Below are 22,580 nucleotides of genomic sequence, written 5' to 3' on the forward strand. Positions count from 1 at the left end.
ACACGAAACGGCGCAACTGGAAACATGTCACATCGACGATTCTGGACATGGACGATCCTTCGCGCACCGTGTCGACCGTGTGCGGCTACTGCGGGGTCGGCTGCGGAATGACGTTGACCCTCGACGGCGACCGCGTCACGTCGTCGACCGGCGACCGCGACCACCCGACGAACCGCGGCCGCCTGTGCACCAAGGGCGCGACGACGGCCGAGATGCTCTCCGCGCCCGGCCGGTTGACGTCGGCGACAGTCGACGGCGCGCAGGTGAGCACCGACGACGCCGTCGCCGAGACGGCGCGGCGTCTCACCGCTATCCGCGACGAGCACGGCCCCGACTCGATCGCCGTGTACGTGTCCGGCCAGATGACGGTCGAAGCCCAATACCTGTCGAACAAGCTGACCAAGGGGTTCCTCGGGACCAACCAGATCGAATCGAACTCGCGACTGTGCATGGCGTCCGCGGGGACCGGTTACAAGCAGTCACTTGGTGCAGACGGCCCGCCCGGCAGCTACGACGACCTCGACCACGCCGACCTGTTCCTGGTGATCGGCGCCAACATGGCGGACTGCCATCCGATCCTGTTCCTCCGCATGATGGAGCGGGTCAACGCGGGCGCCCGTCTCGTGGTGATCGATCCGCGACGAACGGCGACAGCCGCGAGAGCCGACATGTATCTGCAAGTCCGGCCCGGAACCGACTTGGCGCTGCTCAACGGACTGCTCCGGCTGATCGTCGACGCAGGCGGCGTCGACGACGAGTTCGTGGCCGCCCACACCACCGGCTGGGAGACGATGGGCCCGCTCCTGGCCGAGTACCCGGTGGACGTGGTCGCCGAGACCACTGGGCTGGCCGCCGACGACTTGCGGACCCTCGCCCAGTGGGTCGTCGACGCCGACGACTGGGTCTCGCTGTGGACGATGGGCCTCAACCAGTCGACCCACGGCACCTGGCACACCAACGCGCTGGTGAACCTGCACCTGGCGACCGGGACGATCTGCCGCACCGGGTCGGGGCCGTTCTCGCTGACCGGCCAGCCGAACGCGATGGGCGGCCGTGAGATGGGCTACATGGGGCCCGGGCTGCCCGGGCAGCGCACCGCACTCGATCCGGCCGACCGCGCGCATACCGAAGCGCTGTGGGGCCTCCCGGCGGGCACGATCCGCGACGATCCGGGCGGCGGAACGATCGACATGTTCGAGCGGATGGCCGCGGGCGAGATCCGCGCCGCGTGGATCATCTGTACCAACCCCGTTGCGTCGGTCGCCAACCGGGACACGGTGATAGCGGCCCTCGAAGCCGCCGACCTCGTCGTCGTCCAGGAAGCGTTCGACGGCGTCGAGACCGCTGCGTACGCCGACATCCTGCTGCCCGCGGCGCTGTGGTCGGAGACCGACGGGGTGATGATCAACTCCGAACGGAACCTGACCCTGTGCCGGCCCGCAGTCGCGCCGCCGGGCGACTCGCGACCCGACTGGCGGCTCATCGCCGACGTCGGCGCGGCGATGGGCTGCGGCGACGCCTTCGACTATCCGGACGCGGCCGCCGTCTTCGACGAACTGAGCGGCTTCCACAATCCGACGACCGGGTGGGACGTGCGCGGCGCGAGCCACGAACGTCTACGCCACGGCCCCGTCCAGTGGCCTGCCGCTCCAGGGTGTTCGGACCGGAACCCGATCCGGTATCGCGACGGCGACACGCTGCGGTTCCCGACGGCGGACGGTCGCGCGCGTTTTCTGCCGCGTCCGTTCCTCCCGCCTGCCGAACTCCCCGACGACGAGTACCCGGTCGTGTTGACGACGGGGCGTCTCGCGCACCAGTGGCACACGATGACCAAGACCGGACGCGTCGCGAAGCTCAACAGACTCGATCCGTCGAGCTTCGTCCAACTGCACCCGGACACCGCCGCACAGCACGGCGTGGCCGACGACGACCGCGTCGTCGTCGCGTCCCGTCGCGGTTCGGTGACCGTGCCCGCGCGAGTGACCACCGACATCGCGCCCGGCTGCTGTTTCGTCCCCATGCACTTCAACGACGCGGCCGGCCCCGATCTCGCGGTCAACGGCGTCACCAGCGACGCCGTCGACCCGGACTCGCTGCAGCCGGAGTTCAAAGCCTGCGCCGTGTCCCTCACTCGTGTGTCCCCCGCCCTCGTCCACCCGACTCAAGAGGAGCTTTCCGTGACCGGCCTCGCATCCGTCCTCGGCGGAGCGCCCGCGCCGTCGACCGCACCGGAGGAGTCCGCGTACCTGTCCGGCCTCGCTGCGGGAATCGCCGCGAATCCGCCCGTCGACTCGGTACCGACGATCCCGACCGCCGCCCCTCTCTCGCCCGCAGTGCGGGCGTGGGCCGACGGCGTCCTCGCCGGCTACTTCGCGCGCACCGCGGTGTCGGCGACCGCGGCCGAACCGGGATCGGATCCGGTATCGACCGGTCCGCGCCTGACCCTCGTGTGGGCGTCGCAGACCGGCACCGCCGAGGAGTTCGCCGAGCGTGCGGCACCCGCGCTGAGCGACGCCGGATACTCGGTCGCGGTGCGGTCCGCCGATGAGGTCGGTGTCGACGAGTTGACCGGTCCGGTCCTGTTCGCGGTGTCGACGACGGGCGACGGCGACCCGCCCGACAATGCGGCCGCCCTCTGGACACGGTTGACGGCGGCCACCTCGTCGGACGTCCCGGATCTACGGTTCGCGGTCCTCGGGTTCGGCGACTCGTCGTACGCCGACTTCTGCGGGTTCGCCCGCAAACTCGACGGCCGACTCGGCCTGTTGGGTGCCACGCGCATCATCGACCGGGTCTCGTGTGAGCCGGGAGACGACTCGGTCGCCGACTCCTGGGTCCAGACCGTGACCTCGGCCCTCCAGGCGCCGTCCGCTGAACCGCTGGACTATTCGCGACGCAACCCGCTCGCGGCCCGCCTCGTCGAGAACCACCTTCTGACCCGAGACGGGTCGGCCAAGGAGGTGAGACGGTTCGCGTTCGAGCTTCCGCCGGGAACCCTCACCTATGAGGCAGGCGACGCACTCGGCGTCATCGCGACGAACAGCCCCGCATTGGTCGAGGAGTGGCTGGCCGTCACCGGGCTCGACGGCGACCTCCCGGTCGACGCGGCCGGTGACACGATGAGTCTGCGGGCCGCGCTCACCGAGCACTTCGAGATCGCTCGGATCACCCGCGACCTCGTCAGTTTCGTCGCCGACCACCACGACGACCCCCAGCTGCGGTCGCTGCTCGACCACCGCGCGGCGTTCGACGACTGGGTGTGGGGTCGACAGTCGGTGGACGTGCTCGCCGAGTATCCGGTGGCAGCGGAGGTCTCCGACTGGTTGACGGTGCTGCGGCCGTTGCAACCGCGCCTGTACTCGATCTCGTCGAGTCCCGCGCACACGCCCGATCGCGTCGAGGTGACGGTGTCGGCGGTCCGCTTCGACGGAGCGGCCTCCACTGAGGGCCGGGCACGACGCGGCGGCGTGTGTTCGACCTACCTCGCCGACGCAGAGGACACCACCGAGGTGAAGGTGTTCGTACAGCCCAACAAACACTTCGCTCCGCCGCACGATCCCGGCGCCCCGATGATCATGGTCGGCCCCGGCACCGGTGTCGCCCCGTTCCGCGGCTTCCTGCGCGAGCGGGCCGCCGCAGGCGCCCCCGGTGACAACTGGCTCTTCTTCGGTGAGCAGCACCGTGCCACCGACTTCCTCTACGAGGACGAACTCACCGAACTACGGGACACCGGCGTGCTGACACGACTCGATGTCGCCTTCTCCCGAGACCAGGCCGACAAGGTGTACGTCCAAGATCTGATGCGCGAGCACGCCGCCGAGATCTGGGCGTGGCTCTCCCGCGGCGCCCACGTGTACGTGTGCGGTGACGCATCGAGAATGGCCCGCGACGTGGACGACGTCCTGCACCAGATCGTCGCGCAGGAGGGCCGTCTCGCGCCGCGCAGCGCTGACGCCTACGTCGCCGCCCTCGCCGCCGAGCACCGCTACGTCCGCGACGTGTACTGACGGCGCTCGATTCCTCACACACGCGTGCGTAACACGGTGAGAACCTGGTGACTCGCGAGCAACGAGACCCGCGATCTGCCGCAACACCGGATCCATACCGTCGTCGACATGAGTAGAACAGTCGCAGTCATCGGGCACGGAATGGTGGGGCACCGTTTCGTCGAAGCACTCCGCACTCGCGATGAGGATGCGTCGTGGCACATCGTGGTGATCGGCGAGGAAGCCGATCGCGCGTACGACCGCGTGGGGCTCTCCTCGTATGTCGGCGGATGGGATCGCAGCACGCTCGCGCTGGCAGGCAACGCGTACGACGACGACGGCGCAGTGCGCGTGCTGACCGGGCGTCGCGCAGCGTCGATCGACCGCGCCACCACGACGGTGCACCTCGACGACGGCACCACTGTCGACTACGACGCCCTCGTGCTTGCGACCGGCTCGTACGCCTTCGTGCCGCCCGTGCCGGGACACGACGTCGACCACTGCCACGTCTACCGCACACTCGACGATCTCGATGCGATCCGCGCCGATGCCGAAGCGGCGATCGCACGCAGCACCGGCGACCAGCCGATCGGAATCGTCGTCGGCGGCGGGCTCCTCGGCCTCGAGGCGGCGAACGCGCTCCGCCAACTCGGCCTGCGACCACACGTCATCGAGATGAACCCGCGGCTGATGCCGCAGCAGATCGACCCGGCGGGCGGCGAACACCTCGCACGGATGATCGGAGCCCTCGGCATCGACATCTCGCTGGAGACCGGGACCAGATCGATCGAGCCGGTCGGCGACGACGTGCGGGTCACGTTCTCCGACGAGGCGACGGTCGACGCGGCACTCGTGGTCTTCGCGGCCGGCGTGCGGCCGCGCGATGAACTGGGTCGCGAATCCGGGCTGGCGACGGCCGAGCGCGGTGGCGTCCTCACCGACCTCACGGGTGTCACCAGCGATCCGGCCGTGTACGCAATCGGTGAGGTCGCGGCCATCGAGGGCCGGTGCTACGGCCTCGTCGGCCCCGGCTATGCCAGCGCCGAAGTGGTCGCCGACCAACTCCTCGGTGGCGACGCGTACTTCCCGGGCGCCGACATGTCCACCAAGTTGAAACTCCTCGGCGTGGACGTCGCGAGCTTCGGTGACGCTCACGGGACCACCGACGGCGCGTTGAACGTCGTGGTCAGCGATCCGATCAACGGAACGTACGCCAAGCTCGTCCTCTCCGACGACGCGTCGACTCTGCTCGGCGGCGTACTCGTCGGCGACGCCTCGTCGTACGGCGTCCTGCGACCGCTCGTCGGCTCGTCGATCCCCGGCGACCCGGTCGCATTGATCAGCCCGGTCACCGGTGACGCCCCGGCGCTCGGCGTCGGCGCGCTCGGCGACGACGCGCAGATCTGCTCGTGCAATGACGTCTCGAAGGGGACGTTGTGCAGCGCCATCGCCGACGGCGCCTGCGACGTCGCGGCCCTTAAGAAGTGCACGGGTGCCGGCACGTCGTGCGGTTCGTGCGTCCCGCTGCTGTCGCAGATCCTCGCCGACTCGGGTGTCGAACAGTCGAAGGCGTTGTGCGAACACTTCGACGTCTCGCGTGCCGAGCTCTTCGAACTCGTTCGGGCCAGCGGCATTCGGACGTTCTCCGGTCTCGTCGAACGGTTCGGCAGCGGAACTGGTTGCGACATCTGCAAGCCGACCGTCGCCTCCATTCTGGCGTCGACGAGCAGCGACCACATCCTCGACGGCGAGCAGGCTTCGCTGCAGGACTCGAACGACCACTTCCTGGCGAATATCCAACGCAACGGCACCTACTCGGTGGTTCCGCGTGTGCCCGGCGGCGACATCACCGCCGAACAGCTCATCCTCATCGGCGAGATCGCCCGCGATTTCGGGCTGTACACGAAGATCACCGGTGGCCAGCGCATCGACATGTTCGGTGCGACCGTCGACCAGCTGCCGGACATCTGGCGGCGACTCGTCGACGGCGGTATGGAGTCCGGCCAGGCGTACGGCAAGTCGCTGCGCACGGTGAAGAGCTGCGCCGGATCGGACTGGTGCCGGTACGGGCAGCAGGATTCGGTCCAGTTGGCGATCGACTTGGAGCTCCGCTACCGGGGCCTCCGTTCGCCGCACAAGCTCAAGATGGGCGTGTCCGGCTGTGCTCGTGAATGCGCGGAGGCCCGCGGCAAGGACGTCGGCGTCATCGCGACCGAGAGCGGCTGGAACCTGTACGTCGCAGGCAACGGCGGGATGACGCCGAAACACGCACAACTCCTGGCGGGCGACCTCGACACCGCGACCCTCATCGCCTACATCGACCGGTTCCTCATGTACTACATCCGGACCGCCGACCGCCTGCAGCGCACCGCGCCGTGGTTGGAGAACCTCGACGGCGGACTCGAGCACCTGCGCGCCGTGGTCGTCGACGACAGTCTGTCGCTGGCCGCCGACTTCGAAGCCGACATGGCCCGGCACGTCGACGGCTACCAGTGCGAATGGAAGGGGGTCCTCGACGACCCCGACAAGCTCTCGCGATTCGTCTCGTTCGTCAACGCCCCCGGGGTGCCCGATCCCACCGTCTCGTTCGGTGAGAGCCACGGCCGCAAAGTGCCGGTGCTGCTCGGCCAGCCCCAGATCCGCTCGTCTGCTGTCAGGAGCAACGCATGACCATCAACTTCGACCTGCACCGTTGGACGCGCGACTGGACTCCGGCCTGCGCGTACGACAAGCTGCAGCCGCTGCGGGGCGTCGCCGTCCTGCTCCCCGACCACGGCCAGGTCGCACTGTTCCGGCTGGCGGACGACTCGCTGCGCGCGGTCGGGAACATCGACCCGATCGGCCGCGCCGCAGTCCTGTCCCGCGGCATCGTCGGCGACCGCAACGGATTCCCGGTGGTGCAGTCGCCGCTGAAGAAGCAGGCGTTCAGTCTGGTCGACGGCCGGTGCCTCGATGCGGACGGGGTGAAGGTCCCGGTGTTCGCGACACGGATCGGCATCGACGGGACGGTCTTCGTCGCGAACTCGCCGCTCGTCGGTTTCGGACGACGCCCCGAACCTGTCACCGCAGGCTCATGACCGTCCTCCTCGTCGCCCACGGCACGCGTAACCCGCACGGGGTCGCGCTCATCGGGGATCTCGCCGCCGCCATGCGCGAGCGACTCGCCGACCGCGTCGCCGTCTCGTTCGTCGACGTTCTCGGCCCGAGTCCGTCCGACGCGCTCGCGTCGCTGGTCGAGTCTCACTCGCTCGCCGAACGGGGTCGGGACCCGGTCACCGTCGTCCCCGCATTCCTCGGCCGCGGCTACCACGTGCGGCGCGATCTCCCCGAGCATCTGGGGCGTCCGAGCCTCCCGGCGACGCGTGTGACCGATTCCCTCGGCCCGTCGGACGCAGTCGTCGAGGCGCTCGCCGACCGTCTCCGTGCCGCCGGGCTGCGCTCGGACGACGCCGTCGTCCTGGCCGCCGCTGGCTCGTCTGATCCCGCCTCGCACCGCGACGTCGACTCAGTGGCCGCCGCGCTCGGGCGCCTGCTCGACACACCCGTCGAGGTCGCGTTCGCCGCGCCGACCGCGAAGGCCCCGCAGTATTCGGCGGTCGGCGACACGGTCGCACGCCTTCGGCGACAGCACGCCCGCGTGGCCGTCGCCTCGCATCTCCTCGCGCCCGGCCTGTTCCAGACCCGGTTGGAGAGCTCGGGCGCCGACGTCGTCGCCCGGCCGCTGGGCCTGCACCCGCTCATCGTCGAGCGCGCGTGTCGACTGGCCACCGACCGAACTGCGGTGTCCACCGCCTGCTGAGTTCGGTCACGAGAATCGCGTTGCACAATGGTCGCCTGACGACCGTTGTGCAACGCGATTCTGGCGTCGGTGCCGAGCCGGGTCAGTCGACGGCCAGCCGGTAACCGCGTTTGACGACCGTTCCGATGATTTCGCGCGCACCGAGTGCGTTCCGGAGCCGCCCGACGGTGACTTCCACCGCGTGCGCGTCCTGGCCTGCAGCGGGCAGGACCTCGAGCAGATCCTGGCGGGAGACGACGTCGCCGGGGACCTCCGCCAAGACTTTCAACACGGCCAGGCCGGTCGCCGACACCTCACGCACGTCGCCGTCGACGACGGCGGCCGACGCGTGCACGCCGAGACGATGTCCGGCCACGGCGATGTCGGGATCGCCCGCAGGCAGATCCTCGGCGATGAGTCGAGCCAACGCGCCCAGCCGCATCCGATCCGGCGCAACGGTCGGCACCCCGGCGGAGTCCAGCGGCACCGACGTGACCGGGCCGACGCTGTAGGCGGTCACCGGGCCGCGCATCGCGGCGACGAGCCGCTCCCGGACTCCGCGTTCGCCGGCCCGCAACAACATCGACGCCGCCGCGGGCGCCGACGTGAACGCGACGGCGTCCACCCGCTCGTGTACGACGTCGTCGATGAGCGCATCGAACGCGGCGACGTCGCTCGGGCCCTCCCAGCGGTAGACGGGGACGCCGACCACCTGGGCGCCCAGCGCGGCCAGTCCGTCCAGAAAGCCCGGATTCGGATCCCACGAGTCCGTCGCCCCGTGCAATTGGACCGCGACCCGCTTGCCGTCGAGATCGGCGGCGGACAGCCACGCAAGCACCTCGGCGGACGACTCCGACACCGGCGACCATTCTTCGCGTAGACCCGCCGCCCGCAGCGCGCCCGTGGCTTTCGGGCCACGGGAGATGACACGCGCAGAGCCGAGCGAAGTCAGCAGCTGAGCAGCCATCCCCCACTCGTCGGCCGCTTCGATCCACCCGCGGAAACCGATGCCCGTCGTCGCGATCACCATGTCGGGCGGCGCGTCGATGAGGCTGCGCGTCGCTTCCAGAAGCCCCTGGTCGTCGGCGAGCGGGACCATCGAGATCGCCGCCGCGGACACCACCCGGGCACCGCGACGAGTCAGCAGCGCCTCGAATTCCTCCGCCCGACGTGCCGCGGTGATCGCAACCGAGAACCCCGCCAGAGTCGGCGGGGTTCTCTGATCGGTGCCTGATGTCATGACGTCATCGTTCCAGACACGGGTGCCGACTCGTTCGCTGGAGCAGCCGTCGCCGGAACGGCGACGTACGCCCGCCAGGTGACCAGCGCAGCCACCGCATAGAACGCGGCGAACACGATGAACGCCCACGCGGGCGAACCGCCGTCGCCCGACTGGTAGGCCTGCCGCAGCACCAGGTTGATGCCGACGCCGCCGAGACCGCCGAGGGCGCCGGCGATGCCGATGACCGCACCCGACATGGACCGCGAGTAGGCGGCGCGACCCGCGGCGTCGAGCGGAAGAGATCGCGACGCGGCGTCGAACACGGACGGGATGATCTTGTACACCGAGCCGTTGCCCATGCCGGACAGGATGAACAGAAGGACGAACGCGACCGACATGGTGACGAGTGACCCGCTGCCCGCGATGAGAATCGCCGCCGCGCCGATCATGCCGACGAACACGCTCAGGGTCACGTTGCTGCCGCCGAACCGGTCGGCGAGCTTGCCGCCGTAGACCCGGCTGATCGAGCCGAGGAGCGGTCCGATGAACGCGATCGACGCCGCGTGCAGCGCTGCGTCGGCCGCCGACTGTCCGCCTGCACGGAAGTCGATCGCCAACACCTGCGCGAAGGCGAACGAGAAGCCGATGAACGACCCGAACGTCCCGATGTACAGCAGCGAGATGGTCCACGTGTGGCGGTTCTTCAACGCCGACCGCATCGCGGCGGTGTCGACGCCGGGGCCGTCGAGGTTGTCCATGTACACGGCGGCGCCGATGCCCGCGATCACCAGGGCCACGAGGTAGAACGCGCACACCCAGTACGGCTCGGTGTCACCGGCCCACGCCAGGACCAGCAGACCGAGCAGCTGCACGGCCGGCACCCCGAGGTTGCCGCCGCCTGCGTTGAGACCGAGCGCCCACCCTTTGAGCCGCTGCGGATAGAACGCGTTGATGTTCGTCATCGACGACGCGAAGTTGCCGCCGCCGAAGCCGGTGAGCGCCGCACACACCAGGTACATCCACAGCGGCTGGCCGGGGTTGGCGAGGAGGATGATCGTCGCCGACACCGGGATCAGCAGGACCACCGCGGAGAAGACCGTCCAGTTGCGGCCGCCGAAACGAGTGGTCGCCATCGTGTACGGAAACCGCAGCAGCGCACCGGTCAGGGTGGCGACGGCACCGATCAGGAACTTGTCGCCGGTGCTGATCCCGTAGACCTCGGTCGGCATGAACAGCACCATCACCGACCAGAGTGACCACACCGAGAATCCGACGTGCTCGGCGACCACCGACCACAGCAGGTTGCGTCGCGCGATCGCCGACCCACCGGCCTCCCACGCTCGAGTGTCTTCGGGATCCCAGTGGTCGATCGTGTGACTTCCTCGCACGCGCTCCGCCTCTCGTCACGCCGACGGCGGGTCCGTCGGGCTCATGTTGACGAACCTTAAGAATCATGTGTTGCGCGCGAGCGCAGGAGCTGTCACCGCGAAGTAATGAACACCTCGCACGGCGGGGCCACCGCGTGTGAGGGCGCTCAGGAAACCGGCAGGAGACCTCCCCTCCAGCGTCCAGGAACCGCTCATACCTTGATCCGTGTGGCGCCGAGAACAACAGCACCACAAGGCAAAAGAGGTACAGCCCGTACCTCTTCGACACGAAGGAGCCCTCATGGCCGCCCCGAAGAAGCAGAACCAGCAGAACAACCACCGGGCGACGCCGCAGCGTCGTCGCCGTGTCCGTCAGTGGGACCGCCGCTCACGCCGGTGGACCTGGCTCTGGCGCTGATCTCCCCTCAGCTCCCGATCCGCCACGCGTGCGCCGGGCTCGTCGACGAGCCCGGCGCACGCGGCGTCTCATCCGAAGGACTATCTCTGTGAACCGCCGCGCCGTCACCCGCTTCGCTCCGCTGCTTCGTGGTCACCGCCGACTCCTATTCGCCGCAGGCGTGCTGTTCCTGGTCGCCGCAGCCTGTGACGCGGCAGGCGTCTTCGTACTCGCCGACGTCGTCGACACCGCGCTCGACGCCTCGTCGCTCGCCGCGCTGGTGCCGCTGGTCGGTATGTGGCTCGCGGTGACGGCGGTGTCGTCGGGAGCCGACTACATCGGTCAGGTGACCGCGGCACGCGAATCGGAGAAGATCGTGCTGACGCTGCGCGACCGGGTGTTCGCGCACGTGCAGCGGCTCTCGCCCGCGGCCCACCGGCGACGCGGCATCGGCGACCTCGTCGTGCGACACTCCAGCGATCTCGAAGCCGTCGAGCACGCGATATCCTCCGGTCTCCTGTCGGCAGTCGTCGCCGCGGTCAACACGATCGCACTCGTCGGCGCGGCATGGTGGATGAGTCCGATCCTCACTCTCGTCGCACTCTGCTGTGTGCCGCCGATCTGGGTGCTCTCGGCCTGGTACGGCCGCCGCCAGACCGAGCGCACCTGGCGGGAGCGCGACGCCGAGAGCGCCCTCGCGGACACGCTGCAGTCGGCGTTCACCGGTCACGAGGTGACCCTCGCCTACAACCGTGAGTCGGCCGAACAGTCCGCGCTTCACCGACGCGGCCGGGAGGCGATGGATGCGCGAATCGGCCTGGCCAGGGTGGAGGCCGGATTCGGATCGGTCCTCGGATTCGCAGAGATCCTGGTGACGCTCGCCGTGGCCGTCGTCGGCGTCGCACAGGTCCGCGACGGTGCACTGACCGTCGGCCAACTGATGGCGCTGACCGGCTATCTGGCCATGCTCTATCCCAAACTTCAGGAGCTTGCCGACGTCCGGTTGTCCCTGGCGGCGACCGCGGTGAGTGCCGCGCGCATCGGCGAACTCCTCGACGAGAAGCCCCGGTCGACCGACGTCGACGGCGCCCACGACCTACGCGCGAACCGCGGCACCGTCGAACTCCGCGGCGTCACCCGCGCACACGGTGACCGGGTGGTGCTCGACGGCGTCGACCTGACGCTGCCGCCGGGAGCGGTGACCGCACTCGTCGGCCGAAGCGGCGCAGGCAAGTCGAGCATCGCCGCGCTCCTGGCGCGCATGGACGCGCCGTCGGACGGCACAATCCGGATCGACGGCGTCGACATCGCGTCGGTCACCGCACGATCGGTCCGCGACGCGGTCACCCTGCTCCCCCAAACCCCGGTGATCAAGGCGGGCACCGTCGCCGACAACATCGCGTACGGCGTAGCCGACGCCACGCGCGCCGACATCGTCGTCGCTGCACGCGCTGCTGGCGCCGAAGAGTTCGTCACCGCACTCGACGACGGATTCGACACGGTGCTCGCCGCCGACGGGCTGGAACTGTCCGGCGGGCAACGTCAACGGTTGTGCATGGCCCGCGCACTCCTGCGCGACACTCCGATCCTGATCCTCGACGAGCCGACGTCGGCTCTCGACGACGACACGGTCGCCGACCTCATCGCGACTCTGCGCGCTCTCGCGGCCGGCCGCACCACACTGCTCATCACTCATGACGCGCGGATCCTGCCGTTGGCCGACGACGTCCGCGAACTCGCCGACGGCCGGATCGCCACAGCCTGCGGGTCAGGAGTCTGCGGGTCGGGAGTCTGCGGGTCGGGAGTCTGCGGGTCAGGGGACGGGGACGGGGAGCACGCCGATCGCGTCATGCATGATCGTGCCGAGGTATAGGACGCCGTCCCGCTCGGCGACACCGGTGACGAACGAGAAGTCGGGGGCATCGACATGAACGTCGTGCACCACGGTGCCGTCGAACTGCAGACCCAGCACCCAGACGGTCTCCTCGGGCGCGGGCCCGACACGTTGCGGCGCCCGGGCGAGGACCTTCCGTGCCCGTGGCGGCAACTTGAACAGCGATTCGAGGACTGCGTTCCGCGGCGACGCCAGAGCGACCCAGACGAGGCCGTCGCTGCCCACCGACATGTTGTCGGGATAGCCGGGGAGGTCGTCGACGTAGAGGTCGGCGGTGCCAGCGGCATCGCCGGTCAACCAGTAGCGGGTGATGCGAGCGGCCCCGGTCTCGGCGACCAGGACGTACGACTCGTCGGGACCGAGCACGACACCGTTCGCGAACTGCAGCCCGCCGAGAAGGACGTCGACGCGCCCATCCGGCCTGCGTGCCATCAGGCGTCCGGTCCCCGAGTGCTCGATGAGATCGGCGCGCCACTTGTCGATCGTGAACCGCTGGGTCGACGAGGTGAAGTACACGGTCCCGTCGGTCGCCGTGGTCGCGTTCGACGCGAAGTGCAGCGGTCGGCCGTCGACGGTGTCGGCGAGAACCGTCGCCCGTTGCCGTCCCGATTCGAGGAGTAAAAGTCCGCGATCGTGGTCGCAGATGACGATCGACCCGTCGGCGCGCGCATCGAGGCCCAGGAGGTGTCCAGCCGTGTCGGCGAGCAGTTCCACGTCGCCGGACTCCGGTGTAACAGCGAACAGACGCCCGTCCGCCAGTCCGGTGCCGACCCGCCCGTCGGACAGTACGACGACGTCTTCGGGGGCTGATCCGGGAACGGGGATTCGACGCAAGCTGGTCACGGCACATTCTTAGCAGGGTTCACGCAAACGCGCAGCATACGCACCTTGTTGCATACCGCCCGATTGCATACCACACTGTTGCACTGCTACCGTGGCGCCATGGCCTTGGAACATGCCATCCTCGTGTCGCTGTCCGAGCGCCCGGGAACCGGCTACGAGATCGGACAGCAGTTCGTGCGGTCCATCGGATACTTCTGGTCGGCGACCCACCAGCAGATTTATCGGACGCTCAAGAAGCTCCACGACGATGAGCTCGTGAGCTTCGAGTCGGTCAGCCAGGACGGCCGACCGGACAAGAAGGTGTACACGATCTCCGACGCCGGACGAGAGGTCCTGGCCCGGTGGGTCGTCAGCCCGACTCCGTTTCCGCCGTTGCGCAGCGACCTCGGCGTCAAGCTGCGTGCCGCCGAGTTCGGCGACCTCGCCGAGATCATCAAGCAGTTGGAAGAGCATCGCGCCGAAGCGGCGGCAGCGCTCGCCCTCTACACCGGTTTCGAGCGCGACTACTATCCCGAACCGAACGCGCTGAGCGGACGCAAACTGCACCAGTACCTGGTACTTCGCGGTGGAGTGCGCGCCACCCAGGGCTCCGTCGACTGGTGCGACGAGGTTATCGAAGGACTACGTCGCGAACTCGACTCCCAGATCTGATTACCGCTCGATCCACGAGCGAACAGCCCCACGAAAGAAAGGTCCAGCCATGTCAGCCCCGACGGCCGAACCCAACACTCACTACCCGCTCCTGTTCGAGCCGCTGCAGATCGGCGGCACGACACTCAAGAACCGGCTCGTCATGGGTTCGATGCACACCGGCCTGGAAGACCGCCTGTGGGACACCCCTAAACTGGCCGCCTACTACGCTGAGCGCGCACGCGGCGGCGTCGGCCTCATCATCACCGGCGGATTCTCCCCGTCGCGCACCGGCCTCCTGCTGCCGTTCGCCGGCAAAATGACCAACCAGGCCGACGTGATGCGGCACCGCGAGTTCACCAAGGCGGTGCACCACGAGGGCGGCAAGATCGCCCTGCAGATCATTCACGCTGGCCGTTACGGCTACACGCCGTTCAAGGTGGCCGCTGGCAGCGCACCGTCGCCGATCCACCCGTTCAAGCACGTCCAGATGACCGACGCGATCATCAAACACGTCATCCGGTCGTTCGGCCAGAGCGCCAAACTGGCACGCCGCGCAGGCTACGACGCAATCGAGATCATGGGCGGCGAAGGCTACCTGATCAACCAGTTCCTGTGCCCGCACACCAACGACCGCACCGACAAGTGGGGCGGGTCGACGGAGAACCGCCAGCGTTTCCTCCTTGAGATCATCAAGGAGATCCGCGAGCAGGTGCCGCGCGACTACCCGGTGATCCTGCGCCAATCGGTCGCCGACTTCGTGAAGGGCGGTCAGACGTTCGAGGAGATCGCGCTGCTCGCCAAACGTGCCGAGGAACTCGGTGTCGACGCGATCAACACCGACATCGGCTGGCATGAGGCGCAGGTCCCGACTATCGTCACGTCGGTCCCGCGCGGCGCGTTCGTGAAGTTCACCGAGCGCCTGCGCGACGTCGTGTCCATCCCGTTGATCGCATCGAACCGCATCAACACACCGGAGTTCGCCGAAGAGATCCTGTCCGGCGGCAAGGTGGACGCCATCTCGATGGCCCGGCCGCTGCTGGCCGACCCCGACTTCGCGAACAAGGCCGAGTCCGGCCGCGCGGACGAGATCAACACGTGCATCGGCTGCAACCAGGCGTGCCTGGACCACGCGTTCGTCGGGAAGAAGGTGTCCTGCCTGGTGAATCCACGGGCGGGCCGCGAGACGGTCCTGACACTCGGGCAGACGCGTCGCGCCAAGCGGGTCGCCGTCGTCGGCGCAGGCCCGGCCGGCCTGTCGGCCGCGGTGTCGGCCGCGCAGCGCGGGCACCGCGTCGACCTGTTCGAGGGCGGCGACACGATCGGCGGACAGTTCTCCATCGCCGCCCGCATCCCGGGCAAGGAGGAGTTCAACGAGACGGTCCGGTACTACACCCGGCAGCTCGAAGTGAACAACGTCGCCGTCCACCTGGACACCCGGGTGTCGGCGAGCGACATCGTCGAGGGCGGGTTCGACGAGGTCATCGTCGCCACGGGCGTCGTCCCGCGCATCCCATCGATCGACGGCATCGACCATCCGATGGTGATGTCGTACGCCGAAGCCGTTCTGGGCGATCGCGAGATCGGCAAGCGCGTCGCGGTGATCGGTGCGGGCGGCATCGGCTTCGACGTCACCGAGTTCCTGACGACTGACGAGTCCCCCACCCTCAATCTGAAGGAGTGGGAGCAGGAGTGGGGCGTCACCGAAGACCTTGACACCCCCGGATTCGTCACCAAGAGCCGTCCGCTGCCCGCCATTCGTCAGGTGTACATGGTGCAGCGCAAGCCGGGCGGCCAGGGCAAGACCCTCGGCAAGACGTCCGGCTGGGTGCACCGTGCGACCGTCAAGATGAAGGGCGTCGAGCAGATCTCCGGCGCGACGTACGACAGGATCGACGACGCTGGTTTGCACATCACCCTGCACGACAGGGAGGGCAACAAGACCGGGACTCGCGTGCTCGAAGTCGACAACGTCGTCGTCTGCGCAGGCCAGGAGTCGGTTCGTGAGCTCGTCGACCCGCTGACCGAGGCCGGCGTCATCACCCATGTGATCGGCGGCGCCGACTTCGCCTCCGAGCTCGACGCCAAGCGCGCCATCCGCCAGGGCACAGAGGTCGCCGCAGGCATCGAGTGATCTGAGCCGTCGGCCCTACACCCGTTGGTCGTGCGGAGTCGAGGCCCTATCCTCCTCGGCTCCGCTCGTCAGCATCCGAACCACCGCGTAGTGGACGACAGGGACGACGAGCTCCACGACGAGCATCGCCACGTAGAACGGCGTCGGTGTGCCGGAGCCGATCCAGGCCAGGAGTCGACCAAGGGCGCCGACGAAGAACAGAATGCCGAGCAGGTTGATCTGACGTGCCCGCCCGATGACGTCCTGGGAGGCCCATAGGAATGCAGCTCCGTATGCGGCGAAGAGCACGTTGAAGAAGCGTAGGTCGGAGTCCATGGTGGCGTTGACGTCGCCGCCTCCGATGTAGGTGGCCTGGCCGACGAGGAAGTGGGCCACCGCGATTCCGATCACGACGACACCGAATACGACAAGCCATGCGCGAAAGACCCGTGCCATCACAGCCTCCTAATTTTACTGCTGTCAAATAGACGATACGTCCCAGGTCTACGGCCATCAACCACGCGTCGGGTTCGCCTACAGTGGCACAGTGCCCCCTCGTCGTCGCCTGCCCCCCGATCATCGGCGACACGCCTTGCTCGATGTCGGTGAGGAGGTGTTTCGGGAGTCGAGCATCGACGACGTGTCGATGCAGCAGATCGCCGATCGTGCGGGCGTTACGCGCGCGCTGCTCTACCACTACTTCGCGACCAAGGCCGAATTGTTCGGCGGCGTCTGGGCCCGGGCTCACGAGCGCCTTCGCACTGGCGCGAGCCCGCTGAAATCTCAGTCACCGCCTGTGACGGTGCGCGACTGGGCGGAAGTCCGCCTCCGTGTGTACCTGGACTTCTATGTTGCGAATCTGCCGTTGGTGGTGATCGCGAATCGAAGCTCGATCGCAAGTGATCCGGCAGTGCGCAGGCCGATCGACGCAAGCTTCACCGAACTCAGCAGCACCCTCATCGACGCGGCGGGCACCCAACTCGACTCTCGCGCGGCCGCCGAAGTCGGCTTCGTCGGGTGGGTGGCCTTCGTCCGTGAAACGTCGCTGGCCACCTACCTGGACGCGCGCATCACACCGAGCGAGAACATCGATCTGTGCATGGCAGCATTCGACGCCGCGCTCGGCCGATATCTGGACCTGGATGCGCCGGCCCCGTGAGTCGCTGTTTGATGCGACCCGGCCGGGGGGGAGGGGCAGAAACCGGCGGGGCGCGGGGGGGCGGGGACAACTCCGGCCGCCCCCGTGTGTCGTTGTTGCCGGCCCCCCGGCCGCGACACCGCCCCAATCCGGTCGGACGTTCTCGCTGCCGATACCATGACGCCATGCCTGTAGCTCCTCGTAACGCTGCCCGTGCCGTCGTGACCGGTGCGTCGTCCGGGATCGGGATGGCGCTCGCGCGGGAGCTCGCGCGTCGCGGCCACTCACTCATCCTCGTCGCTCGACGCGGCGAGATCCTCGACGAGCTGGCTACGGAGCTCCGTAGCCGCTTCGACGTCGACGCGGAGGTGCGCGCGGTCGATCTGTCCGATCTGGACGCGATCGGCGTGCTGTGCGACGAGTTGCGTGGCCGCGACATCTCGGTTCTGTGCAACAACGCGGGTATCGCCACTTTCGGTCCGGTCGCCGACTCCGACTTCGAGTACGAGCGAGCACAGGTCCGATTGAACGCGAACGCCGTCCACGATCTCACGCTCGCCGTGCTCCCGCAGATGGTCGCGCGAGGATCGGGAGGGATCCTGATGGTCGGTTCGGCCGCGGGCAACATGGCGATCCCGAACAACGCCACGTACGCGGCGACGAAGGCGTTCGTGAACACCTTCAGCGAGTCGCTGCGGGGCGAACTCAAGGACACCGGCGTACACGTCACCCTGCTGGCTCCTGGGCCGGTGCGGACCGCTGCGCCCGCTCCGGAGGATCAGTCGATCGTCGACAAGATGGTGCCCGACTTCTTGTGGCACTCGTCCGAGAAGGTCGCACAGATGAGCCTGAACGCTTTGCGGCGCAACAAGATGCGCGTGGTCCCCGGCACGTTGTCGAAGGCGATGTCGGTGGCGGGCGGTTACTCGCCGCGGGCAGCGGTCGCGCCGATCGTCGGCCGCTTCTACAGCAAGCTCGGCGAGGGCGACTGACCCGCGCCACCCGCGTCGGGCATAGAGTCGATCGCGTGCAGGACAAACTCGTGTGGATCGACTGTGAGATGACCGGCCTCGATGTGGGCTCCGACAAGCTGATCGAGATCGCCGCGCTCGTCACGGACAGTGACTTGAACATTCTCGGCGACGGGGTGGACGTGGTGATCCACGCCGACGACGACGCGCTCGCCAACATGCCCGACGTGGTCGTGAAGATGCACGCCGACTCCGGGCTCACCGAGGAGGTCCGCGCCTCGACGGTGACGCTCGCACAAGCGGAGAAGATGGTGCTCGACTATCTGCGCGAGCACATCAGCGGCGATGCGGCGGCACCCCTGGCTGGCAATTCGATCGCGACCGACCGGGGCTTCATCGCGCGCGATATGAAAGAGCTCGACTCGTTCCTCCACTACCGGATGGTGGACGTCAGTTCGATCAAGGAACTGTGCCGCCGCTGGTTCCCGGCGATCTATTTCGGTCAGCCGCGCAAGGGTCTCGCCCATCGGGCGCTCGCGGACATCCGCGAGTCGATCCAGGAGCTCCGCTACTACCGCGCCGCCGCATTCGTGTCGGCGCCCGGCCCCGACGCGAAGAAACTCGAGACGATCGTCGACGAGCTTCCGCCCGTCTGACCTGACGAATGCTCTGACGAAACACGCAGGTCAATAACCGATTGGAAATTACTGCGCGGAACCGGCTAGAGTATGAGCCTGGCTCGGCCAACAACGTGTGAACGTGAGAAGTCGGCGCCGATGGTGGGTGTAGTTCAGTTGGTAGAGCACCAGGTTGTGATCCTGGCTGTCGCGGGTTCGAGTCCCGTCATCCACCCCGCAAGTGGGAGACCCTGCCAAGGGTCTCCCACTTTTTTCGCCCTTCAACCCACTTTCGCCCTTTAACCCGTTTTTTGCATGGCGACGAACTCCGCTCGCCGATGCTGCACCATGGAGACGACACATCCTCGACCCGTCCCGGAGGCTTTCCATGGCGAGCATCGACCCGTCCTCCCCCACTGTCGCGCTCGGTACCTGGGCATGGGGCGATACCGGCGAGTCCGGCGACGGGATCTTCGGCAGCCGGTTCACCGAGTCCGACATCGCCGAGATCGTCGACCGCGGACAGTCGAGCGGTCTCACCTTCTGGGACACCGCCGCGATCTACGGGATGGGCCGGTCCGAGACGGTCCTCGCCCATGCACTGAGCGGCTACGAGCGCGGCGACTACCAGATCTCGACGAAGTTCACGCCACGCATCGCAGGCGACGGCGAGAACCCGGTCGCCGACATGCTGAACGAGAGTCTCACCCGGCTCGGCACCGACTATGTCGATCTCTACTGGATTCACAGTCCGGCCGACGTCGCGCGCTGGACACCGCAGCTCATCCCACTTCTGCAGGCAGGCACCGTCAAGCGGGTCGGCGTCTCGAACCACGACCTCGACGAGATCGAACTCGCGGACTCGATCCTGCGTGAAGCCGGATTCCGCGTCGACGCCGTCCAGAATCACTACAGCCTCCTGTACCGCAATTCCGAGCGCGCGGGAATCCTGGACCACTGCGCCGAGAACGGCATCGCCTTTTTCTCCTACATGGTTCTGGAGCAGGGCGCGCTCGCCGGCGTCTACCGTCCCGACCACCCGCTGCCCGAGGGCAGCACGCGGGCAGCCGTCTACAACAGGATGCTCCCTCGGCTGAAGGCCCTGACCGATCTGCTCACGTCCATCGGTAACGGCCGAGACTCGTCGGCCGCCGACGTCGCCACCGCGTGGGCGATCACGAAGGGCACCGTCCCCATCATCGGCGTGACCCGACCCGAGTACATCGGCGACGCCGTCAACGCGACCGGCCTCGCCCTGAGCCGAGCCGAGATCGACGAGATCGAGACCCTCGCCGACAGCATCGGCGTCGACACCCGCGGGGCATGGGAGAACAAGATCTCCAGCGTCTGATGCGGCCAGCCAGCCCGCCGAGGCGTCGGGCTACCGACTCCGCAGCACCGTCGCGGCGCATCCGCCGGCGATCACCGCGAGTCCGGCGACGAGGAGTGCCGTCGCCGTCCACCCCGCATGAATGAAGACGACGCCGCCCGCCCAACCGACCACGCTCGAACCCGCGTAGTAGAAGAGGTTGTACAGCGACGCCGCCTGCGCGCGTCCGACTCTCGCCCGTGCCGCCGACCAGCCGGACGCGATCGAGTGGGCGCCGAAGAATCCGATGGTCAGGACTACGAGACCGACGATGATGACCGGCAGCGAGTCGACGAGCGTGATCAGCACGCCGGCCACCATGACGGCGATCGATACGAGCAGGACCGACAGCCTCCCCCGCGTCCCCGCAATGGTCCCGGCCCGGCGCGACGACCAGGTGCCCGCGAGGTAGGCGAGGAACAGGAAGGCGATGAGCGAACTCGGCAGCAGGAACGGCGGCGCCTGCAATCGGAACGACAGGTAGTTGTACATCGTCACGAACCCGCCCATCAACGCGAACCCCTGCACGTACAGGACGAGCATCTGCGGACTGCGCAGGTTGGCCCACAGCACGTACACGAGCGACGGGCGGTCCTCGCCGCGGGCTCGGCGGAAGCCGCGCGGGGTCGGTGCCAACAGCATGAAAGCGGTCGCGGCCAGTGCCGACAGGAGGACGACCGAGCCGACACCCCAGCGCCAGTCCAACCACTGGGTGAACGGCGCGGCGACGATCCGCCCCGACAGTCCGCCGATCGTCGTCCCCGAGATGTAGGTTCCCGCCGCGACGGCGGTGTGTGCCGGCGCGATCTCTTCCTGCAGGTAGGTCATGGCGAGGGCAGGCAGGCCACCGAGAGCCGCGCCTTCGAGAGCACGCAGGACGAGGACGCCGGTGAAGTTTGGACACACCGTCACCGCGAGGCCGAAAGTGGTGGCTGCGATCAGCGACAGCCGCATGGCCGGAAGGCGGCCGATCCGGTCGGCGACGATCGACCACGGCAGCACCGCGGCGGCCAGACCGAGCGTGGCGACGGAGATCAACAGAGCCGACTGGTCGGCCGTCACGTCCAACGACTCCGAGATCTCGGGCAGAATGCCCTGCGGCGAGTACAGCTGGGCGAACGTGGCCACGCCTGCGCACGCCAACGCGTACAGGATCCGCCGATACTCGCTCGACCCCTTCGGGTGGCCCGCCCAGGGCGACGAGAACGCGCGGAGAGTATCTGTCACGAGCGTCTACGCTACGAGCGCCGACCATCCGACACCAATGCATAGATAGGCGTCGACGAATACGATATCGCTATGAGTGCTCCGGGACAGCTATGAGTGAACTGACCACGTCGGCGCTGCGCGAGATCCTCGCCGATCTGCCGTATCTGATCGCCGTCGCCGAGACCGGCGGCGTGACGGCCGCGGCGGACGAGCTCGGCGTCCCGCAGCCGACGGTCAGCCGCGGGCTGACCCGGCTCGGTGAACGGCTCGGTGCGCCGATGCTCGTCCGCGACGGTCGCGGCGTCGCACTCACTCCGGAGGCCACCGAGTTCCTTCCGTACGCGCACCGTGCGGTCGACGCGACCCGCGCGGGGATCGAGTCGACCGGGCGGCGCGCTGACGAACGCGCGGACACTGTGTCGCTGGCGTTCCAGAACGACATGGGCCGGGTCGTGGTCCCGGCGCTGTTGCGCGCCGTCCTCGAACTGCGCCCCGGCGCCCGCTTCGACCTCCGACAGGGCTCGCGGACGTTGTGCACCGACGCGCTCGAGGCCGGTGACGTCGACGCCGCGATCGTCTCGCCGCCATACGCGGGAGAGTTGGGCGTGCAGACCGCCCGCTTGTTCGCCGAACCCCTCGTCCTCACCGTTCCGGCCGGTCACCGGTGGGCAGGCCGCAGTCGCGTCCGGCTGCGTGAGCTGACCGGGGAGCACATGGTTCAGTTGCGTCCCGAGTTCGGGCTCCGCGGCCACGTGGACGCACTGCTCGCACGAGCCGGCGCCGAGCCCGAGCGCGGATTCGAGGGCGAGGACCTGCACACGCTGCGCGGTCTGATCGCGGTCGGTCTCGGAGTCGCGATCCTGCCGCCCGCCGCGCCCGCACCTGCGGGAATCGTCGAACTGTCCATCGCGGACACCGCCGCCCACCGGGAGATCGGCATCTCCTGGCCTCGCGACGTCGCCTTCTCCCCCGCGGCGCAGACGATGATCGACGTCGCCGCGCGCACGTCGACCTGGTTGCCGCACGGCTGAGCGGGCGCCGCGGTC

17 protein-coding genes and 1 tRNA gene are annotated in these 22,580 nt (G+C 68.3%); 13 read left to right on the plus strand and 5 right to left on the minus strand.

Annotation, left to right across the window (positions count from 1 at the left end):
- Positions 1–47 precede the first annotated feature (47 nt).
- The 4 genes from L5G33_RS07480 to L5G33_RS07495 all read left to right on the plus strand — a co-directional run bounded on the left by L5G33_RS07480 (position 48) and on the right by L5G33_RS07495 (position 7,785).
- Positions 48–4,007: a bifunctional nitrate reductase/sulfite reductase flavoprotein subunit alpha gene (locus L5G33_RS07480; RefSeq protein ID WP_236997525.1), complete on the plus strand. Its 3,960-nt coding sequence runs from the start codon at positions 48–50 to the stop codon at positions 4,005–4,007.
- Positions 4,008–4,115: 108 nt separating this feature from the next.
- Positions 4,116–6,656 (plus strand): nitrite reductase large subunit NirB, encoded by a 2,541-nt coding sequence (gene nirB / locus L5G33_RS07485; protein WP_236997526.1) that lies wholly within the window; start codon positions 4,116–4,118, stop codon positions 6,654–6,656.
- Positions 6,653–7,063, plus strand: coding sequence for a nitrite reductase small subunit NirD (nirD, locus tag L5G33_RS07490; RefSeq protein WP_236997527.1), 411 nt, complete (start codon positions 6,653–6,655; stop codon positions 7,061–7,063). Before nirB ends, nirD begins: the two co-directional genes overlap by 4 nt.
- Positions 7,060–7,785 (plus strand): sirohydrochlorin chelatase, encoded by a 726-nt coding sequence (locus L5G33_RS07495; RefSeq protein ID WP_236997528.1) that lies wholly within the window; start codon positions 7,060–7,062, stop codon positions 7,783–7,785. Before nirD ends, L5G33_RS07495 begins: the two co-directional genes overlap by 4 nt.
- An 82-nt stretch (positions 7,786–7,867) precedes the next feature.
- Here the strand turns inward: L5G33_RS07495 and L5G33_RS07500 are convergent, their stop codons facing one another.
- Both L5G33_RS07500 and L5G33_RS07505 read right to left on the minus strand, forming a co-directional pair.
- The gene (locus L5G33_RS07500; RefSeq protein WP_236997529.1) at positions 7,868–9,004 is read right to left on the minus strand and encodes a uroporphyrinogen-III synthase; all 1,137 of its coding nucleotides are present in this window, start codon (positions 9,002–9,004) and stop codon (positions 7,868–7,870) included.
- Positions 9,001–10,374: an MFS transporter gene (locus tag L5G33_RS07505; RefSeq protein WP_236997530.1), complete on the minus strand. Its 1,374-nt coding sequence runs from the start codon at positions 10,372–10,374 to the stop codon at positions 9,001–9,003. The genes L5G33_RS07500 and L5G33_RS07505 overlap by 4 nt, the downstream gene beginning before the upstream one ends.
- A 485-nt stretch (positions 10,375–10,859) precedes the next feature.
- Here L5G33_RS07505 and L5G33_RS07510 point away from each other — a divergent pair, with 485 nt between their 5' ends.
- Positions 10,860–12,623, plus strand: coding sequence for an ABC transporter ATP-binding protein (locus L5G33_RS07510; RefSeq protein ID WP_236997531.1), 1,764 nt, complete (start codon positions 10,860–10,862; stop codon positions 12,621–12,623).
- Here the strand turns inward: L5G33_RS07510 and L5G33_RS07515 are convergent.
- Positions 12,564–13,487, minus strand: coding sequence for an SMP-30/gluconolactonase/LRE family protein (locus tag L5G33_RS07515; protein ID WP_236997532.1), 924 nt, complete (start codon positions 13,485–13,487; stop codon positions 12,564–12,566). The two genes, L5G33_RS07510 and L5G33_RS07515, sit on opposite strands and share 60 nt — an antisense overlap.
- Before the next feature lie 99 nt (positions 13,488–13,586).
- Here L5G33_RS07515 and L5G33_RS07520 point away from each other — a divergent pair, with 99 nt between their 5' ends.
- Positions 13,587–14,138, plus strand: a complete 552-nt coding sequence (locus L5G33_RS07520) for a PadR family transcriptional regulator (RefSeq protein ID WP_236997533.1) — start codon at positions 13,587–13,589, stop codon at positions 14,136–14,138.
- Positions 14,139–14,187: 49 nt separating this feature from the next.
- Positions 14,188–16,251: an NADPH-dependent 2,4-dienoyl-CoA reductase gene (locus L5G33_RS07525; protein ID WP_236997534.1), complete on the plus strand. Its 2,064-nt coding sequence runs from the start codon at positions 14,188–14,190 to the stop codon at positions 16,249–16,251.
- A gap of 15 nt (positions 16,252–16,266) precedes the next feature.
- Here the strand turns inward: L5G33_RS07525 and L5G33_RS07530 are convergent, their stop codons facing one another.
- A complete protein-coding gene (locus L5G33_RS07530; protein ID WP_236997535.1) occupies positions 16,267–16,686 on the minus strand; it encodes a DUF4345 domain-containing protein in 420 nt (139 codons plus the stop codon).
- A gap of 91 nt (positions 16,687–16,777) precedes the next feature.
- On the opposite strand from L5G33_RS07530, the gene L5G33_RS07535 reads away from it, so the two are divergent.
- The 5 genes from L5G33_RS07535 (at position 16,778) to L5G33_RS07555 (ending at position 20,307) form a co-directional block, all read left to right on the plus strand.
- Positions 16,778–17,389, plus strand: a complete 612-nt coding sequence (locus tag L5G33_RS07535; protein WP_236997536.1) for a TetR/AcrR family transcriptional regulator — start codon at positions 16,778–16,780, stop codon at positions 17,387–17,389.
- Positions 17,390–17,553: 164 nt separating this feature from the next.
- The gene (gene cmrA, locus L5G33_RS07540) at positions 17,554–18,360 is read left to right on the plus strand and encodes a mycolate reductase (RefSeq protein ID WP_236997537.1); all 807 of its coding nucleotides are present in this window, start codon (positions 17,554–17,556) and stop codon (positions 18,358–18,360) included.
- A 35-nt stretch (positions 18,361–18,395) separates the two neighbouring features.
- Positions 18,396–18,995 (plus strand): oligoribonuclease, encoded by a 600-nt coding sequence (gene orn, locus L5G33_RS07545; protein WP_236997538.1) that lies wholly within the window; start codon positions 18,396–18,398, stop codon positions 18,993–18,995.
- A gap of 123 nt (positions 18,996–19,118) precedes the next feature.
- Positions 19,119–19,191: transfer RNA gene (locus L5G33_RS07550), tRNA-His, on the plus strand.
- A gap of 153 nt (positions 19,192–19,344) precedes the next feature.
- The gene (locus tag L5G33_RS07555) at positions 19,345–20,307 is read left to right on the plus strand and encodes an aldo/keto reductase (protein ID WP_236997539.1); all 963 of its coding nucleotides are present in this window, start codon (positions 19,345–19,347) and stop codon (positions 20,305–20,307) included.
- 30 nt (positions 20,308–20,337) lie between these two features.
- On the opposite strand, the gene L5G33_RS07560 is transcribed toward L5G33_RS07555, so the two are convergent.
- Positions 20,338–21,552 (minus strand): MFS transporter, encoded by a 1,215-nt coding sequence (locus L5G33_RS07560; protein ID WP_236997540.1) that lies wholly within the window; start codon positions 21,550–21,552, stop codon positions 20,338–20,340.
- Positions 21,553–21,644: 92 nt separating this feature from the next.
- Here L5G33_RS07560 and L5G33_RS07565 point away from each other — a divergent pair, with 92 nt between their 5' ends.
- Positions 21,645–22,565 (plus strand): LysR family transcriptional regulator, encoded by a 921-nt coding sequence (locus L5G33_RS07565; RefSeq protein WP_236997541.1) that lies wholly within the window; start codon positions 21,645–21,647, stop codon positions 22,563–22,565.
- Positions 22,566–22,580: the final 15 nt, after the last annotated feature.

This window comes from Gordonia liuliyuniae (genome assembly GCF_021738805.1).
Taxonomy (GTDB): Bacteria; Actinomycetota; Actinomycetes; order Mycobacteriales; family Mycobacteriaceae; genus Gordonia; species Gordonia liuliyuniae.

Excerpts from the sequence above, each read along its gene's own strand:
- L5G33_RS07500 (WP_236997529.1), bottom strand. The coding sequence starts at position 9,004 with ATGACATCAGGCACCGATCAGAGAACCCCGCCGACTCTGGCGGGGTTC.
- nirD (WP_236997527.1), top strand. The coding sequence starts at position 6,653 with ATGACCATCAACTTCGACCTGCACCGTTGGACGCGCGACTGGACTCCG.
- cmrA (WP_236997537.1), top strand. The coding sequence starts at position 17,554 with ATGCCTGTAGCTCCTCGTAACGCTGCCCGTGCCGTCGTGACCGGTGCG.
- L5G33_RS07565 (WP_236997541.1), top strand. The coding sequence starts at position 21,645 with ATGAGTGAACTGACCACGTCGGCGCTGCGCGAGATCCTCGCCGATCTG.
- L5G33_RS07495 (WP_236997528.1), top strand. The coding sequence starts at position 7,060 with ATGACCGTCCTCCTCGTCGCCCACGGCACGCGTAACCCGCACGGGGTC.
- nirB (WP_236997526.1), top strand. The coding sequence starts at position 4,116 with ATGAGTAGAACAGTCGCAGTCATCGGGCACGGAATGGTGGGGCACCGT.
- L5G33_RS07530 (WP_236997535.1), bottom strand. The coding sequence starts at position 16,686 with ATGGCACGGGTCTTTCGCGCATGGCTTGTCGTATTCGGTGTCGTCGTG.
- L5G33_RS07555 (WP_236997539.1), top strand. The coding sequence starts at position 19,345 with ATGGCGAGCATCGACCCGTCCTCCCCCACTGTCGCGCTCGGTACCTGG.
- L5G33_RS07480 (WP_236997525.1), top strand. The coding sequence starts at position 48 with ATGGACGATCCTTCGCGCACCGTGTCGACCGTGTGCGGCTACTGCGGG.
- L5G33_RS07520 (WP_236997533.1), top strand. The coding sequence starts at position 13,587 with ATGGCCTTGGAACATGCCATCCTCGTGTCGCTGTCCGAGCGCCCGGGA.
- L5G33_RS07525 (WP_236997534.1), top strand. The coding sequence starts at position 14,188 with ATGTCAGCCCCGACGGCCGAACCCAACACTCACTACCCGCTCCTGTTC.